Origin of the sequence: Bacillus sp. CFBP9009, assembly GCF_036541465.1 — a bacterium.
GTDB lineage: Bacteria > Bacillota > Bacilli > Bacillales > DSM-1321 > Peribacillus.
The window spans coordinates 196710-213148 of sequence record NZ_JAZHFU010000003.1 but is presented as its reverse complement, the minus strand read 5'-3'; the positions used below and the strand labels follow the sequence as shown (position 1 = coordinate 213148).

Here is a 16439-nt window from a genome sequence, read left to right as displayed (position 1 = left end):
TAGAGATTGAATTTTTACCGTTACGTGCTACACTAAAAAGTAAAGTGACCACTCATTTTTCTAAAAATTGTAAAAAGAAAGCAGGTGTATTATGGCTATCACAATTCTTGCAGATAGTGCATGTGATTTGCCGTTGTCTTTCTATAAGGAAAACAATGTTTCATTAATCCCTTTACAAGTCCATCTTGACGGGGAAAATTATGAAGATTTACTTACTATTAATTCTCACGAAGTCTATCAGGCGATGCTTGAAGGAAAAGCTCCGAAAACATCGCAAGCTTCCCCAGAATACTTTATAGAACTTTTCACACAGTTTGCCAAGGAGAAAAAACAAGGGATATATATTGCCTTTTCCTCTGAGTTATCAGGAACATATCAAACGGCAGTGATGATCCTTAATCAGGTGAAGGAAGAGTACCCTGACCTTGACATTGAGATCGTCAATACGAAATGTGCTTCGATGGGCGTCGGTTTAATTGTAAAGAAAGCAGCCGATCTGGCAGCAAACGGTGCCACTAAAGAAGAAATCCTGGCTGCCATCGAATTCCAAACGCGTCATATGGAGCATCTATTCACTGTAGATAACCTAGAATACCTGGCCCGTGGCGGCCGCATCTCCAAGACATCTGCCCTTGTTGGCGGTTTATTAAACATTAAACCGTTATTGCATGTTGAAGATGGAAAGCTTGTTCCGCTTGAAAAGATACGCGGCAAAAAGAAATTGATTAAACGTGTAATCGAATTAATGCACGAAAGAGGCAAAAACTTAACAACCCAAACGATTGCCATCAGTCATGGTGATGATGAAGCAACGGCCCTGGAATGGAAGGAAGCCATCCAAAATGAATTCGGGACAACCGACTTCATGATCCATACAATTGGTTCCGTCATCGGTGCACATGCCGGTCCTGGCACAATTGCCCTCTTCTTCTTAAACGATACCCCTGAGAAATCATAAACATACATACTCCCTTCCATAATTGTGAACAATATATATTGATCAGATAATGGAAGGGAGTTTTCACTATGTCCAAAACAACCGATGACAATAAAAGGCCAAAAGATAACCAAGCGAGAAATGCTGAAAAAAATATCGCTTATCAGGAAAACCTTACTGCAGGTAAGCACTCCTATTCGAAGAAAACGGACCATAAATGAAGCGCGGGGCTTGTCCCCTCGCTTTTTTAATATCGTTTATATAGTTGTCTTCCTATCACACTTTCTCTATAATAAAGGAAATAAACCCTGCTGGAGGTAAGTGATGGCAAAGGAAAATTCATTTGATATTGTTTCGAAAGTAGACTTTTCAGAGGTAACGAATGCAGTTACCATGGCTATGAAGGAAATACAGACTCGCTATGATTTTAAAGGGAGCATAAGCAGCATCACCATTGAAAAAGAAGACCTGGTTCTAGTATCCGACGATGAATATAAGCTCGAACAGCTGAAGGATGTTCTCATCAGTAAGCTCATTAAACGTGACGTACCCGTCAAGAACCTGGATTATGGCAAATTAGAAGGAGCTTCTGGCGGAACCGTTCGCCAACGGGCCAAGTTAATTCAAGGCATCGATAAGGAGCAAGCAAAAAAAATTAATACCATCATTAAAAATAGCGGTCTTAAAGTGAAAAGCCAAATCCAGGATGATCAAATCCGGGTTACCGGTAAGAACCGGGATGATTTACAAGGAATCATTTCCGCGATCCGGGGCGCTGATCTGTCCATTGATGTACAATTCCTAAATTACCGCTAAGTATGAAGGCCTCACCTGCTTTGGGTGGGTCTTTTTTTATTTGTTGCAACTGCCTCCATCAACGTTCATCCCCACTTTTCTTCAAATGAATCGCCTTCATGGAACATGGAAAGACTAGTCATGTTCCCTTCAGTTAAAACATTAAACAATACTTACTTTGGGCATTTTTTCCATGTTTTCTTTTTCCTAAAAGAAGGAATAGAAAAAGCGTAGATAATTAAATGGGAGGCGTTTATATCTTGACTACTCAAAACCAAAATCAGAACAAACAAGGATTTCCACCTCAACATCAGCAGCATCAACCTGGATTGGAAACAAAAATGGAACCGAACCCTGATTCAGTTAAAGCTGCCTACAAAGGAAGCGGCAAATTAAAAGGTAAAACGGCAATCATTACAGGAGGAGACAGCGGAATCGGTAAATCAGTTGCCATTTACTACGCTAAAGAAGGAGCGAATGTGACAGTTGCATACTTGGATGAACACGAGGATGCCAAAGCGACAAAAGAATTGATCGAAAAAGAAGGCCAGAAATGTTTACTCATTTCCGGTGATATCGGTGATGAAGCCTTCTGCCAGGATGTCGTCAAAAAAACGGTTGATGAATTTGGCGGTTTGGACATTCTAGTCAACAATGCCGGAGAACAGCATGTGCAGACAAGTATCCTGGACATTTCAGCTGAACAATTGGAAAAAACGTTCCGCACTAATATTTTCTCGATGTTCCACTTAACTAAAGCTGCATTGAAGCACCTTAAAAAAGGAAGCAGCATCATTAATACAACCTCTATCACAGCCTATCAGGGCAACCCAAAACTAATCGATTACTCTTCAACAAAAGGTGCAATACTGGCATTTACAAGAGCCCTGTCGAACTCCATCTCAAAAGATGGCATCAGAGTGAACGGTGTGGCTCCAGGCCCGATCTGGACACCGCTGATTCCTGCCTCATTTGGTGAAGAGGATGTTGCCAAATTTGGACAGGATACTCCAATGGGCCGTGCAGGGCAGCCAGAGGAATTGGCACCAGCCTATGTATATTTGGCAAGTGATGATTCATCCTATGTCAGCGGACAAGTCATCCATGTTAACGGCGGGACCGTTGTAAACGGATAAGCCTTACCTTTCCAAAAGCAGTGGATTTCACAAATCCACTGCTTTTACTCTTTCAAGCAGGATATTTCCGGTTAACACGGAATATATGAATGGGAAGGAGTGGAGTCATTTTTGAAAAAAATTGTAGATCCATGGTTCACCGTTCAGGAATTGGACTCAAAAACGTTTGCAATCAGTGAATATGGTCATTGGGAGAAAGTTCATTCCTTTTTATTACTTGGGGAGACCCTGGCTGCGTTAATCGACACAGGGTTAGGCATCGGTTCGATTAAGGGGATTACAGACCAGCTTACCGACCTTCCGATTATCGTCCTGACCACACATGTCCATGCGGATCATATTGGCGGTCACGGTGATTATGATACCATTTATGTTCATCGTGATGATGCCAATTGGCTGATCAACGGCATTGAAGGTTTGTCCTTGGAACAAATAAGAAAGAACATGGCCCGGGATATCACTATACCCGTACCGGAATCATTCGATCCTTTTACATACAAGCCATACCAGGGGTACCCTGATAGGCTCTTATCGGATGGGGACACGATCGATCTTGGGAACCGTAGTTTAATCATTTATCACACGCCTGGGCATTCACCTGGCCACATCTCAATTATGGATAATGAAACAGGTTATTTATTCACTGGCGACCTGCTTTATTCAGATACCCCCGTTTATGCATTTTATCCCTCGACGAGCCCTGAAGACCTTGTTAATTCGTTAGAAAAAATCGCAAAGATCAAGGCAGTCTCCAAAATCTATGGCGGACACAACCAACTCGGCCTCGAACCAAAGATCCTTGAAGAAGTTCTTGCAGCCATTCAATATCTTAAAGAGAATAAATTAGTCAGACACGGAACGGGTGTACATGCATTCAAAAGTTTCAGCGTACATTTCTAGCAAAAAAAGGCATTGCTCTTGCAATGCCCTTTTCGTCAATAAGTCATGGCCATTGCACCTTGCTTGATCGATCTGCAGGAATGCCTTTCCACGAAATGATGTGGAATGATGGTCCCGGCAGGAGCATCCCCAGTCTGCAGCATGTGAATGATGCCCTTAGCGGCCTGATATCCCAAATCAAAAATATTAATATCTACGGAAGTCAGGGCCGGTAATGACAGTTCAGAGAAAAGAACGTTATTGAAGCTGACGATTGACATTTCTTCAGGAGTGCGCACGCCCATCTCGCGAAGTGAATGCACGATGCCAAGTGCCATGAGATCATCACTAACCACCAAAGCGGTAGGTGGTTCATCGATGGATAGTAACCTTTTTGCAGCGGCTTGTCCCCCTTCATGCAAAAAATCTTCATGCAGGGTATATTCCATCCTTCGATCGATTCCAGCCCTCTCCAATGCCCGTTCATATCCTGATAAGCGATCAAGGGTCATCACAAGGGTTACATCACCTCCGATGAATCCAACCCTTTCATGCCCTAGCTGTATGAGGTAATCCGTTGCCTGTTCGGCTGCCAAGACATTATCATTATCAACATATGTTATCTCCTCGATGTAATCATAGGGTTTCCCAATGATTACAAATGGAAAAGCCCTTTCTCTCAAATAGGTCAGAATGTGATCGTTCATCCTTGAATACATCAGGATTATTCCATCCACCATCCCCCCCTGCACCATATTCACTACTCCTTCGTAGATTTCATCTTCGGTTTTTCCCGTGCTTAGCAACAGGGAATAGTGATTTTCCTGGGCTCCCTCACTTAGACCCTGGAGGATCGTCGGAAAAAAGGGATTTTGATAATAATCATTTGACGAACTTGGCATTACCAAACCAATGATCCTGGTCGATTGATTGGCAAGACTACGTGCAATGAAGTTTGGATGGTATCCTAATTTAGTCATCGCCTTACGTACCCGTACCTTTGTTTTTTCACTTATCCGAGGATTGTTTGCAATCACTCGAGAAACTGTTGAAGGAGCAACATTCGCTAGCTGTGCCACATCTTTTATTGTGATGGCCATGCATTTCCCCTCTCCCCTCTTAGCCTTTATTGACTTCATTTTTTAAAAAGGTGAATACCAATAAACACTTCTTTAATATTTGTTTTATATTTATACATTTTGTATGTATTCATAATACACTCAGTTCAATAGTTATATCCATACTTTTTTTAATGTTTGTTCAATTTTTCAGAAAATACTTACTTTTCCGTTTTTTTCATCTATGTTTTAAAATTCAAAAAGAAGCTGATGTATGATCAGCTTCTTAAAAAACGACAGGTGTATTGGAAAATAAGAAGTCAGACGACTAACTACATAGGTTTTAAGCTAATTTCCAATCAAGTCCATAGCAATCAATAACGATAAATCCTCGTTTCATATGGACGTAAATCAATAAGGGACACCTTAGGGCAATCATCATAATTAGCTAGTAAAAGTTCCATTTTCCCCCAATAAGAAAGGTCGATTTGATGGTGATTCATACTAAAGTTACATACTACCATAACTGAATTATCATTCATATTTCTTGTATAAATATAAAGTTCAGGGTGATCTTCCCATAACAATTCATATTCCCCATAAACGAGGACCTGATGTTTTTTTCGAAGTTCAATCATCTTTTTATAAAAATGATAAATGGATGACGGGTCATTTTTCTGCTGTTCTACATTAATGGCGCGATAATTCGGATTAACCTTCATCCAAGGTGTTCCATGGGTGAATCCGCCATTTTCAATATCGTTCCATTGCATCGGTGTTCGTGAATTATCACGGCCGCTATGCCATATAATGTTCATGATTTCATCATGAGGACGACCTTTCGAGGTCTCTATCCGGTAAAAGTTTTTCATTCCGACATCATCATAATCATCAATCGAATCAAACTGGACATTCGTCATGCCAATTTCCTGACCTTGATAAATAAAAGGTGTCCCTTGCATGAAAAAGTATAGGGCCCCTATCATTTTTGCGCTTTCCAACCAATATTGATGATCATTTCCCCAGGTGGATACACTTCTCGGCTGGTCATGATTTTCAAAAAACAAAGCATTCCATCCTTTGTTTTTCAGCCCCTTTTGCCATTTGGTCATTGTGCGCTTTAACCCTTGAACATCAACATCGTGATTCTGTCCCCTATTCCAAAGTCCAAGATGTTCAAATTGAAAAATCATATTGAACTTCCCATTCGATTCCCCGACCCATTCTTCCGCCTGCTCAATCCTGACGCCATTGGCCTCACCGACCGTCATGATATCATACTTAGAGAAAGTCTCTTCTTTCAACTCCTGAAGGTAATCCAGAATCCCGTCCTGATTGGTATGCATTTCAAACGCAGGCACATACTGATGCCAATAAGGATTGGGCATATCCGGAAGGCCTTCACGCTTATGAATATGCGTGATCGCATCAATCCGGAAGCCATCGATTCCCTTATCGAGCCACCAATTGACCATTTCATATAATGCCTTTCGCACATCAGGATTTTTCCAGTTTAAGTCTGGCTGCTTTTCGGCAAATAAATGTAAATAGTATTGATTGGTCCTTTCATCGAATTTCCAGGCACTTCCGGAAAAGATGCTTTCCCAATTATTAGGCTCACGGCCGTCCTGCCCATCCCTCCATATATACCAATCCCGTTTCGGATTATCACGGGAAGAACGTGACTCGACGAACCAGGGGTGCTCATCACTTGTATGATTCAAAACAAGATCGAGTATTACCTTCATCCCACGGCCGTGAACATCTTTCAATAACAGATCAATATCTTCGATTGAACCGAATTCATCGGAAACTGCTTGATAGTCACTAATATCATAGCCATTATCCGCATTGGGCGATTTATAAAATGGACAAATCCAAATAACATCTATCCCCAAATCCTGCAGGTAGTCAAGCTTTGATATCAATCCTTTTATATCGCCGATTCCATCACCATTACTATCCATGAAACTGCGCGGGTATATTTGATAGCAAACCGCTTCTTTCCACCAGGTCTTATTCATGCTGTAACCTCCCGATCCTGTTTTCCACAAAGCCTTAGGGACAATGTTTGGCGGCTACCGACAATCGAGAGGCATATGATTATTTTGGTTGGTTCCGTTTTGAACGCTTAATAACCAAAGCAATGAATATACCAAAAATAAGAAGAACCAATCCTATAACTAACAGGTAAGGAATATTAATAATCGACTTAGGTGACAGCGTGTAGACTTCCGTCGTCTCCCTGTCGATTACGATAGAGTAACTGTTGTCCTTACTGCGGACCAGATCCCCATTCAGCATACCTCTCAACTCTTTATTGCTTTCAAGTTCCTTATCAGTAAGGTTTATCGTTTGAGTTTCAGTCGTATTGTTCATGGCGACGACAATCGTTTCTTCACCATATACACGCTTGAATACCGAAGCTCCACCTTTTTCATATAAAAGCTCCATATCCCCTTTTTTCAATGCTGGGTACATGTCTCTGAGGTCAGAAAGCTTTGTTATATATTCCACCAATTCCTGTTCTGTCTTAAAATTCATCAATTTATGATTATCCGGGGCAATATCGCCGTTCAAGGCAATTTCAGATCCATAAAATACGATTGGCACCCCTGGCATCGTATATAGATACGACAGCGCCATTCTCCATCTGGAACCTGGATTTTCGTTATGGTCGGCTGCATCCTTTGTAAACCGGGGCATTCCCTGCGTATCCATGAACAAAGCCTGATGGGCATTGCCCCCTAATTCATCTTCGCTTTTCGCAAACGCATCAAAAACAGGTTTCAATTCTTTATCGGGTGCAGCAAATGCTTCCCGTAGCTCTGAATTTTGCGGATAAGCCATAAAAGCATCGATACCCGTCTCTTTGTAGCTTGAAATCAATTCGGCATCACCTTGTACATCGCCGATTGTATAGAAATTTGATTTTTCAGATTTAACTGCATCCACAAATTCCTTCCAAAAATCCTTCGCTACGTATTGGACTTTATTTATACGGTATCCATCAATATCGGTTTCCGTTATCCACCATTTGGCAGCATCCAGTAAATATTTTCTTGTTTCCTCATTATCTTGATTCAAATCGGGAAGTCCATCGACCCAGCCTGTTTCCAAATCCGCTTGGCTACCGTCCTTGGAAATCTTTTTTTCTTCATGGAACCAATCTTGTTTTTTGGGATCGGTCAGCCAAGTGGAGTCAGGACCCACATTATTTGCTTGAAAATCAATGATCACCTTCATATCGCGTTTATGTGCCTCATTCACGAGTTTTTTAAACTCTTTCATTGTCCCATAGTGTTTATCCGTTTTATAAAAATCGGCCACCCAATCGCCATGATAGCCATTTTCATCATTAGCGAAAATCGGTGAAAGGATGATAGCGGTATAACCCATATCTTTTAAATAATTAAGTTTCTTCGTGACGCCTTCGAAATCACCACCATTAAACGCGGAAGGGTCATTCACGTTCGCATCTCCATTATTTTGAGTATTCCCATCGAAAAATCTGTCGACCAATAATGAATATACGATTTCATCCTTCCAAGTTCGTTGTTCTTTTTCAGCTGCTCCTACTGGAATGGCGTAAAAAAGAAGCAACGGAATTAAAGCGAGTGATAACACTCTTTTTCTCATATCCGCTCTCCTCCTAGCTATCTCTTTACGCCTTTAAGATTAGCCTTTTGACCCCTTAACGTCAAATCCAATTTATAAAAAACTTTACACTAAAGGGACAAATTGGGGATACTGGTTATGGTTTCTGAATCGGAAAAAGGCAGAACATGATTAACGTTCTTTTTTTATCGTCTTGACCGCTTTATCCAAGGCCCTTTTTGGTTTTGCTTTTTGAGTGGTCATTTCATCCATGGCTGAATTCATCGGTCCCCATACCTTATTCATTTCCGGAATATTCGGTACTGGTTCAGCGTATTGTAATTGTATGCTTAAGGCTTGTGCCCTTTCATTTTCATTGATTGCGGCATTGTGTTTGATTGATTTATTCGGAGGGATTTCCCCTGTTAAATCATAACGCTGCATTGCATTATCATCATTAGTCAAATATTCAACTAACTTCGTAGACCAATAAGGATGTTTTGTGAATGCTGTTACATGCCAGCCTTTGATTTCCATGAACGTTTTCATTGGCTTGCCATTGGGTAATTCAGGCATGGGGGCAATTCCTATATCCTTCCGCTCGGTAAATGAGTTCCCGTCACTCATGATAGAAGCCAAATTCCCTTGTATGAACAACTTTTCGATCGCTGCCTTGTCGCCTTTTGGAATCAAACCCGCCCCATACCATTTTTGGATGTATGCAGCCCCTTTTATGGCACCCTTATTATTCAAACCAATGTCGGAAGGGTCTAGTTTTCCATTCTTATCTTTAAATATATAACCTCCCATTCCAGCGATTACTCCATACGAATCATGGAAATCATTCCATTTGGCGTAATAACCATGAACGTTACCCTTTCTTAATTCCTTCGCCATTTTATAAAGGCCATTCATCGTCTCAGGAGCCTTAGCCATCAATTTTTTATTATAAAAGAAAACGGATGTGTTTACGGATTTCGGCAATCCAAATACCTTATCTTGATACATTTCCCCCCTAATTGAAGGTTCAATGAAGGCATTCAATACCTCATCTTTCACCTTCACTTCCTGAATTAAGCCTTCCTTCACGATTTGCCCGACTCTTTCATGAGAAAAAGTTACGACATCCGGGGCCTTTCCGTTTCCGATTGGCCCATCACGACGAAGCCGCTCATACATCTCGGTAGCTATTTCAAGCTCTTCATGCTCAACTTTGATTCCATATTCTTTTTCAAAAGCTTCAATCACCGGCTTTAGGGCCTCCGCTCTACCTTTTTCCTCCCAAATGATCAATTTTTCCGGCTTCGCTTCATTGCTGGCTTCGTCTTCTTTTTTCTTATTTTCTTTCACTGCTTCATTTTCCAAATCTGAACTGGAACCACAAGCACTTACACTAACGATCAAAAACATGGACATGAACAAATGAAAAATCAGCTTCTTCACTTTGATTCTCCTTTTTAAAATGTTTATTCTATCATGTCCAAAAGCACTAAATAATACTGTTTTTTCAGTTCAGTACTTCAAATAAAGCCACTTAATGAAAGCGATACCAAAGCTATTGTTATCATTATATGAACGGCTTTGGTTTTTACAACATTTTCCTTGACGTATTTATTTCCTTGTAGTGATGAACACTTTTTGTTATTTTTTAGTTAATAAGTGCTTCTTTCAATTGAAATAGGGTATATAACCATATTGAAAAAAACACTTAACCTGGCTAGTGCAGCTTCATAGAGATCCCCCTCATAAACAGCTGGAAGTTTCCTTTTTCACATCCTCAAATACTTATAGAATTGGAGTGGTTTAAAATGGAATTTTCATCCATGCACCATAGACCTAATGACAATTACGGCTATCCCATCAACACTGAAACCCTACATATCCGCCTACGTACGAAAAAACAAGATATCTCCTCAGTTGGATTGATTTTTGGTGATCCATACATATCAGATAATGGTCAATGGCAGTACGAAGAGCTTCCCATGAGTTTGTCAGGCAGTGATAACCGTTATGATTACTGGCATATTTATGTGAAGCCTCCCTATCGAAGAATTCGATATGGGTTCAAGGTAACCTCAGAAGATGAAAGTGCATTTTTCACGGAAAAGGGCTTCTTTAAAGAACCCCCCCGAGATCCCGGATGCTATTTCGCGATTCCCTATCTGCATCAAAATGAAGTTTTCGGGGCACCGGAATGGGTCAAGGATACAATTTGGTACCAAATTTTCCCTGAACGTTTTGCGAACGGAAACCCCGACAACGATCCGGAAGGTGTGAAACCCTGGGGAAGTGAAGACCCGGCGGTGGATAATTTTTTTGGCGGGGACTTCGAAGGAATCATTGAACATTTGGATTACCTAGAGAATCTCGGCATCAACGGAATCTATTTCACACCAATCTTCCATGCCCACTCCAATCATAAATACGATACGATTGATTATCGGAGTATCGATCCGCAATTCGGAACGAAGGAAACATTGAAAACGCTCATAACCGAATGCCACAAACGGAATATCCGGGTCATGCTGGATGCCGTTTTTAACCATAGCGGCTACTATTTCCCCCCTTTTCAGGATTTACTCGAAAAAGGAGAGAAATCGAAATATAAGGATTGGTTCCACCCACATAGCTTCCCACTTAAGGGAGGGGAAAGGCCCAATTATGAAACATTCGGTTTTTTTGAATCGATGCCAAAATTGAATACGAAAAATCCGGAGGTGAAAGAATATCTGCTCGAAGTCTCGGCTTATTGGATCAAGGAGTTCGATATAGACGCCTGGCGGCTCGATGTGGCAAATGAAGTCGACCAGCCATTCTGGCGTGAATTTCGAACAACGGTGAAAAAAATAAAGCCTGACCTTTATATTCTTGGGGAAATTTGGCATGACTCAATGCCATGGCTTCGCGGCGATCAGTTCGATGCCGTCATGAATTACCCTTTCACCAACCAAGTTTTTCGCCTGGTCGCCTCACAAACCATCAATGCACGCGAGTTCACAGAAGAAATGACAGCTATCTATCACAGTTATCCGACCAATGTTTTTGACGTGACATTCAATCTTCTTGGAAGCCATGATACACCGCGGATTTTCACGGATTGCGGGGAAGATCTAGCTCGAGCCAAGCTCATCCACGCAATCCTGCTGACATTCAATGGCAGCCCTTGTATATACTATGGCGATGAAATCGGCTTAACCGGTGGCATGGATCCAGGGTGCCGAAAATGCATGGTCTGGGAAGAGGAAAAACAAAACACCGAGCTACTCAATGAAATTAAGGCATTGATCTCCTTGCGAAAAGAAGAACGATTACTTGCCAATGACGGGAAGTTCAAATTCCTTGATACAGCCGGAAACGAAAATATCGTGGCCTACCAAAAGTATAATGAAAAACGTTCTGTCGTGATCCTCATCAATCCGACGGATGTCCAGCAATCCTTTACCCTCCCTTTCGATTTGGAAGGACGTACACTAACGGATTTAAGAACAAAAGTAACCACACAAGTTGGCAAAATTGAATTGAGCGGTTATCAATATAAAATTCTCGCAATCAATCATTGAGGCAATGAAAAAAACGGGGCAATGAAAATCATCCGCCCCGTTTTTTTCATTCGATTATTTGGATATCATATTCTTTGAACCATACATGGGTTTGTGCCAAGTGAGCGAGCAGCTGTGGACCTGACATCAATTGCCCGAACCACGGCACTTTAAAAGCGGCACCCCTGGAATCTACTATATCGGTTAGCTTCTGCTTATCGAAAAACTCATGCAGGATCGAATTTTTATCCATCAGTAAGTCTTTCAACCACGCCTGCACACGGTCTGTATATATAGGATTATGGGTTTTTGGATATGGACTTTTTTTACGATATAATACTTCATCCGGTAACAGCCCCTCCAAAGCCTTCCTTAGAATACCCTTTTCACGGTTGCCTTCCATTTTCATTTCCCAAGGAATGTTCCATGCATATTCAACAAGGCGATGATCGGCAAATGGCACGCGCACCTCTAGACTTGCACCCATACTCATCCGGTCCTTCCGGTCAAGGAGAGTCGTCATGAACCATAATAAATTCACATAGAAAAGCTCTCTCCGCTTCGCTGCTACACCGCTTTCGCCCTCCAATTTAGGCGTTTCGGCAAGGGTGGTCAAATAAGCTTCCTGAGCATATTCCTCGAGCTTCAATTTCTCGCGCCATCCCTTTTTCAATAAAGATACCCGCTCATCCGTAGATCTCATCCATGGAAAACCAGCACGATTCAAATCATCCTCACGATGAAACCAAGGATAACCGCCAAAAATTTCATCCGCACATTCACCGGACAGGCCTACAACAAAATCCCGCTTGATTTCCTTACAAAACCAAAGTAAAGAAGAATCGACATCCGCCATGCCTGGGAGGTCCCTTACAAGGACAGCTTCCGTTAAATAATTTGTCAACTCCACTTGAGTGATGATCGATGAATGGTGAACCGTGTTAAAACTATCCGACATCTTTTTAATCCAATACCCATCAGAGTTAGGCTGAAAATCATTTGCTTTAAAATAGCGCTCATTATCCTCATAATCAATGGAATACGTATGAAGCGGCCCTTTCCCTTCTTTTTGATAGGCGTTTGCAGCAATGGCCGTTATCGCGCTTGAGTCAAGCCCTCCTGATAAGAAGGTACAAAGCGGAACATCTGATACAAGTTGCCGTGTCACTGCATCTTCGACAAGGAAGCGAACCTTCTCGGCCGTCTCATCAAGAGTATCCCGGTGTTCTTCGCTTTTCACATTCCAGTATCTCCAAATCCGGAGGCCTTTCCTTGATAAAGTAAGCGCATGGGCAGGCCTTAATTCCTGGATATTATGAAATACGCCTGAACCTGGCTTTCGGGATGGACCAACACCAAAAACCTCAGACAGCCCTTCGCGGTCAATCTCCGTTTTAACATCCGGATGGGCCAGAATCGCCTTCAGCTCCGATCCAAAAATGAACCCGCCGTCCCTTTCCGCGTAAAAGAATGGTTTTACCCCCATGCGATCTCTTCCAACGAATAATTTCTGTTCCTTTTCATCCCAAATCGCAAACGCAAAAATCCCATTGAACAAGTCAATGCATTTTTCTTTCCATTCTATATAAGAAGTTAGCAAAACTTCTGTATCAGAATGACCGTTAAAGGAATATCCTTTTAATAATAGCTGTTTACGAATATCCTCGGTGTTATATAGCTCACCATTATAACAAAGCGTATATCTGCCGTTTTCGTGATTTTTCGTCATCGGCTGTTTTCCGCCTTCCGCGTCGACAACCGTTAACCGTTTATGACCAAAGGCAACATGGGCTTCGCTCCAAACATTTTCTTCGTCTGGCCCCCGCTTTGCCAACGTTTTTGTCATGTTTTCCAGCGTTTTCGTTTTTGTCCGTAAATCTTTTTGAAAATGCACCCAGCCTGTTATCCCACACATTTTACACTTCATCCTTTCTATCCGGACTATCAAAAATATATTGGCTCCCTGTCTTAAAAAGATTTACAGTCCCTAAGTATCGCTTTAGCATCATTCCGTAGGACCCCCTTGCCCACAACGCCCGGCGTCGTTAATGAATTGTTGAGCAAAGCATCCCGTGTTTAAACATAGCCTATGCAAAGACGGAAAGATGGTTATTTGTCCATAATATTTTAAAATATACAGTTATATTTTCATTGGATTTTGACTAAAAAGTAGGTGAGGATTCCACTATTGGAGGTATATGTATGAGTCAGCAACAACGAACTAAGTTAATGAACAGGCAAACAAGAGCTTTTACCGAAGGAACAGTGGAAAATATCAATCAACAATGGATTTTTTTCGATGATGAAACAGATGAGGCCTGCTCCATTGAAGACCACGTTGACAGCATCATCGAAGTGTACAGGGGTGGGCGCTGGCAGCAAGGAGTAATTGAAGAAGAGGGAAAAATCCTGCTTCATCGGGAAATCACCTTCTTAAGGGAAAATGAGCCCATTCGGATACGCAAAAAACTGCTCTACTCTTTTGAACGTTTATTGGAAGAATTGAACGACGATTCTTTTTTCCAATTTGTAACCACATTGAATTCACTTGATTTTTCTATTTATGATTGTATATATAGCTATAACCAGCTCACCTTTTTAAGGGCCGTCCCAAACCAGTCCGGCGTGAATTTCTTCACCTTTGATAACGAGAGCCAAATTTGTCTCGTTCAGCACCACTTTTCTTACGGGAAAAAGGATCATGATCGTTTTGAATTCACCCTGAACACCGGAAAAAGGATCGTCATTGAGAAAGTGAATTCACAATAACGGGTAAAAGAAAACGGGTAAATGAGATTTCCTCATTTACCCGTTTTTAATTCTGTATTAAAAAAAGTCCATTCCTTGTGGCAGCGAAAGTCCTAAATAAAGGACGAATACAAACGCTACGATGAACAATGTCCACATGGCACTTGTGCTTTTTCCTTTTTTCGTACGGACCAGCACCATTTCCATCGCCGCAATCACGATGATTCCGACAATCATTTTCACTGCGTAAGCACCAAAATCAGTGATCAGCATGCCGCCAGTAAGGAAAATCAATAGATAGAACAACCGTGTTATCATATGTAGCATTTTCGCTTTCGGGTTTTCACCTTTAAGCATCGAATATGTGACAAAGAAAAGAATGATTCCGATAACCCAAGCTGTAATATGCATATGTGTCATTTTTTTGCCCCCTCGTTCAGTTTCCATTTCATCATATCATAGGCTTTTACAAAAAAACAAAACTAAGGATCCACCTGAATGGGTAAAACCAACAATTTAATGAACATCATATACTTTTCTTCTTAACTGGTCCCTACTTGCGCATAACCGGCTTTTTACCATATGTAAAAAAACGCCATATATATTCAACAGGTCCGTAATTAAACAGACCCATCCACAATAAGGAAAGCAGAATTTGCAGGCAAAACAGGGCTATTAGGAAAACAAATCCTGTCGTATAAGAGACTGATCCATATAAACCAAGCCCATATGAATAAAAAATGGCCGTACATACCATCGATTGGAACAAGTAATTGCTCATCGACATCCTTCCGATATACGAAAACGGTTGTAATAGGCGGGAAGCCCCTGCCCGCTCCGCCAAAAGCGCGATTGCCGTGATATAAAAAATCGTAAGTAACGGTCCTCCCAAATAATCCTGCACGAATATCGTACCAAAATGGTATACCGTCACATATGGCAGAATCTTAATTGACATGCCCAATAGCAAACTTACAATCGATATCGTTTTCAATTGTCGTTTATATTGGGTTGGATTTTGGAGAAAGCCTTGTTTTGCAACGCCTGCTCCCATTAAAAAAAATGGAAAAATCGATAAAAAAAGGATAATGGCATTAAAGGGGTTGTTCACCATATACCAATCCAGCGCCCTTTGACTCATTATTTCCGTAAATGTACCAGATTGATAAACTTCCAAAGACTGTTTCATCATCTCCGAATCAGTCGTGATTGCCATCGCATCCCCTTCAAAAATGCCCATTATAAGAAATAGTGAACCCAATATCGCAAAAGGCAGGACATAACAAACCGAGCCTAGCAGAATTAAATTCCTGCCCTTCATCTTATAAAAAAACAAAAAGGCAAACCCAAATACAGCATAATTAATGAGGATGTCCCCATGCCAGATGAAAAAAGCATGAATGCATCCAAGTGTCAGCAGGAAACTTAGCCTTTTCATATATAGCAAAGGAAATGAAGTACCCTTTTCTTCACTCCTTACAGCCAGTATAATCGCCCCGAAACCGAACAGAAAGGCAAATAACGGATAAAAGCTGGCCTGTGCGACAATATCACTGAATACATACAAAATCCTGTCCCATCCTCCGGCCCACCGCTCGGCACCATCTATGTACAAGAGCGGCGAGTGGAAAGAAGGCATATTCACTAAAAAAATCCCTAAAATGGCTAATCCACGTAAAATATCGATGCTTACGACCCTTTTACTTTCCTGCATTGGTACCATCGTGCCCTTCATAGGTACACCCTCTTT

At 41.4% G+C, this 16439-nt stretch carries 14 protein-coding genes; 7 read left to right on the top strand and 7 right to left on the bottom strand.

What is annotated here, in order from left to right; all coding sequences use genetic code 11:
* Positions 1-91: 91 nt before the first annotated feature.
* The 5 genes from V3595_RS10365 to V3595_RS10345 all read left to right on the top strand — a co-directional run bounded on the left by V3595_RS10365 (position 92) and on the right by V3595_RS10345 (position 3768).
* Positions 92-958 carry a DegV family protein gene (locus V3595_RS10365; protein ID WP_137017163.1) on the top strand — a complete coding sequence of 289 codons (867 nt, stop codon included), beginning with the start codon at positions 92-94 and terminating at the stop codon, positions 956-958.
* 68 nt (positions 959-1026) lie between these two features.
* Positions 1027-1158 (top strand): DUF3941 domain-containing protein, encoded by a 132-nt coding sequence (locus tag V3595_RS10360; protein WP_082196697.1) that lies wholly within the window; start codon positions 1027-1029, stop codon positions 1156-1158.
* A 103-nt stretch (positions 1159-1261) separates the two neighbouring features.
* Positions 1262-1753, top strand: a complete 492-nt coding sequence (locus V3595_RS10355) for a YajQ family cyclic di-GMP-binding protein (RefSeq protein WP_063232211.1) — start codon at positions 1262-1264, stop codon at positions 1751-1753.
* A gap of 239 nt (positions 1754-1992) precedes the next feature.
* Positions 1993-2868, top strand: a complete 876-nt coding sequence (locus V3595_RS10350) for an SDR family oxidoreductase (protein WP_214743716.1) — start codon at positions 1993-1995, stop codon at positions 2866-2868.
* Between the two features lie 120 nt (positions 2869-2988).
* Positions 2989-3768 carry an MBL fold metallo-hydrolase gene (locus tag V3595_RS10345; protein ID WP_485907578.1) on the top strand — a complete coding sequence of 260 codons (780 nt, stop codon included), beginning with the start codon at positions 2989-2991 and terminating at the stop codon, positions 3766-3768.
* Positions 3769-3803: 35 nt separating this feature from the next.
* On the opposite strand, the gene V3595_RS10340 is transcribed toward V3595_RS10345, so the two are convergent.
* The 4 genes from V3595_RS10340 to V3595_RS10325 form a co-directional block, all read right to left on the bottom strand.
* A complete protein-coding gene (locus tag V3595_RS10340) occupies positions 3804-4847 on the bottom strand; it encodes a LacI family DNA-binding transcriptional regulator (protein ID WP_485907061.1) in 1044 nt (347 codons plus the stop codon).
* 332 nt (positions 4848-5179) lie between these two features.
* Entirely contained in the window at positions 5180-6829 is a 1650-nt protein-coding gene (locus V3595_RS10335) for a glycoside hydrolase family 13 protein (RefSeq protein ID WP_485907059.1), read from the bottom strand.
* Positions 6830-6908: 79 nt separating this feature from the next.
* Positions 6909-8444 (bottom strand): alpha-amylase family glycosyl hydrolase, encoded by a 1536-nt coding sequence (locus tag V3595_RS10330; protein ID WP_485907057.1) that lies wholly within the window; start codon positions 8442-8444, stop codon positions 6909-6911.
* A gap of 150 nt (positions 8445-8594) precedes the next feature.
* Positions 8595-9845 (bottom strand): sugar ABC transporter substrate-binding protein, encoded by a 1251-nt coding sequence (locus V3595_RS10325; protein ID WP_485907055.1) that lies wholly within the window; start codon positions 9843-9845, stop codon positions 8595-8597.
* A 365-nt stretch (positions 9846-10210) separates the two neighbouring features.
* Between V3595_RS10325 and V3595_RS10320 the strand changes: the two genes are divergently transcribed.
* The gene (locus V3595_RS10320; RefSeq protein WP_485907053.1) at positions 10211-11962 is read left to right on the top strand and encodes a glycoside hydrolase family 13 protein; all 1752 of its coding nucleotides are present in this window, start codon (positions 10211-10213) and stop codon (positions 11960-11962) included.
* A gap of 46 nt (positions 11963-12008) precedes the next feature.
* Here V3595_RS10320 and asnB read toward each other — a convergent pair whose 3' ends face one another.
* Complete coding sequence (gene asnB / locus V3595_RS10315) at positions 12009-13856, bottom strand: asparagine synthase (glutamine-hydrolyzing) (protein ID WP_485907051.1); 1848 nt, start codon at positions 13854-13856, stop codon at positions 12009-12011.
* A gap of 287 nt (positions 13857-14143) precedes the next feature.
* Between asnB and V3595_RS10310 the strand changes: the two genes are divergently transcribed.
* Positions 14144-14710, top strand: coding sequence for a DUF2777 domain-containing protein (locus V3595_RS10310; RefSeq protein ID WP_020018810.1), 567 nt, complete (start codon positions 14144-14146; stop codon positions 14708-14710).
* Positions 14711-14767: 57 nt separating this feature from the next.
* On the opposite strand, the gene V3595_RS10305 is transcribed toward V3595_RS10310, so the two are convergent.
* Both V3595_RS10305 and V3595_RS10300 read right to left on the bottom strand, forming a co-directional pair.
* Complete coding sequence (locus V3595_RS10305; protein ID WP_485907049.1) at positions 14768-15109, bottom strand: YisL family protein; 342 nt, start codon at positions 15107-15109, stop codon at positions 14768-14770.
* 133 nt (positions 15110-15242) lie between these two features.
* A complete protein-coding gene (locus V3595_RS10300) occupies positions 15243-16424 on the bottom strand; it encodes a DUF418 domain-containing protein (protein ID WP_485907048.1) in 1182 nt (393 codons plus the stop codon).
* Positions 16425-16439: the final 15 nt, after the last annotated feature.

Coding starts and splice junctions, on each gene's coding strand:
- V3595_RS10365 (WP_137017163.1), top strand. CDS start 92: ATGGCTATCACAATTCTTGCAGATAGTGCATGTGATTTGCCGTTGTCT.
- V3595_RS10360 (WP_082196697.1), top strand. CDS start 1,027: ATGTCCAAAACAACCGATGACAATAAAAGGCCAAAAGATAACCAAGCG.
- V3595_RS10355 (WP_063232211.1), top strand. CDS start 1,262: ATGGCAAAGGAAAATTCATTTGATATTGTTTCGAAAGTAGACTTTTCA.
- V3595_RS10340 (WP_485907061.1), bottom strand. CDS start 4,847: ATGGCCATCACAATAAAAGATGTGGCACAGCTAGCGAATGTTGCTCCT.
- V3595_RS10335 (WP_485907059.1), bottom strand. CDS start 6,829: ATGAATAAGACCTGGTGGAAAGAAGCGGTTTGCTATCAAATATACCCG.
- V3595_RS10330 (WP_485907057.1), bottom strand. CDS start 8,444: ATGAGAAAAAGAGTGTTATCACTCGCTTTAATTCCGTTGCTTCTTTTT.
- V3595_RS10320 (WP_485907053.1), top strand. CDS start 10,211: ATGGAATTTTCATCCATGCACCATAGACCTAATGACAATTACGGCTAT.
- asnB (WP_485907051.1), bottom strand. CDS start 13,856: ATGTGTGGGATAACAGGCTGGGTGCATTTTCAAAAAGATTTACGGACA.
- V3595_RS10310 (WP_020018810.1), top strand. CDS start 14,144: ATGAGTCAGCAACAACGAACTAAGTTAATGAACAGGCAAACAAGAGCT.
- V3595_RS10305 (WP_485907049.1), bottom strand. CDS start 15,109: ATGACACATATGCATATTACAGCTTGGGTTATCGGAATCATTCTTTTC.
- V3595_RS10300 (WP_485907048.1), bottom strand. CDS start 16,424: ATGAAGGGCACGATGGTACCAATGCAGGAAAGTAAAAGGGTCGTAAGC.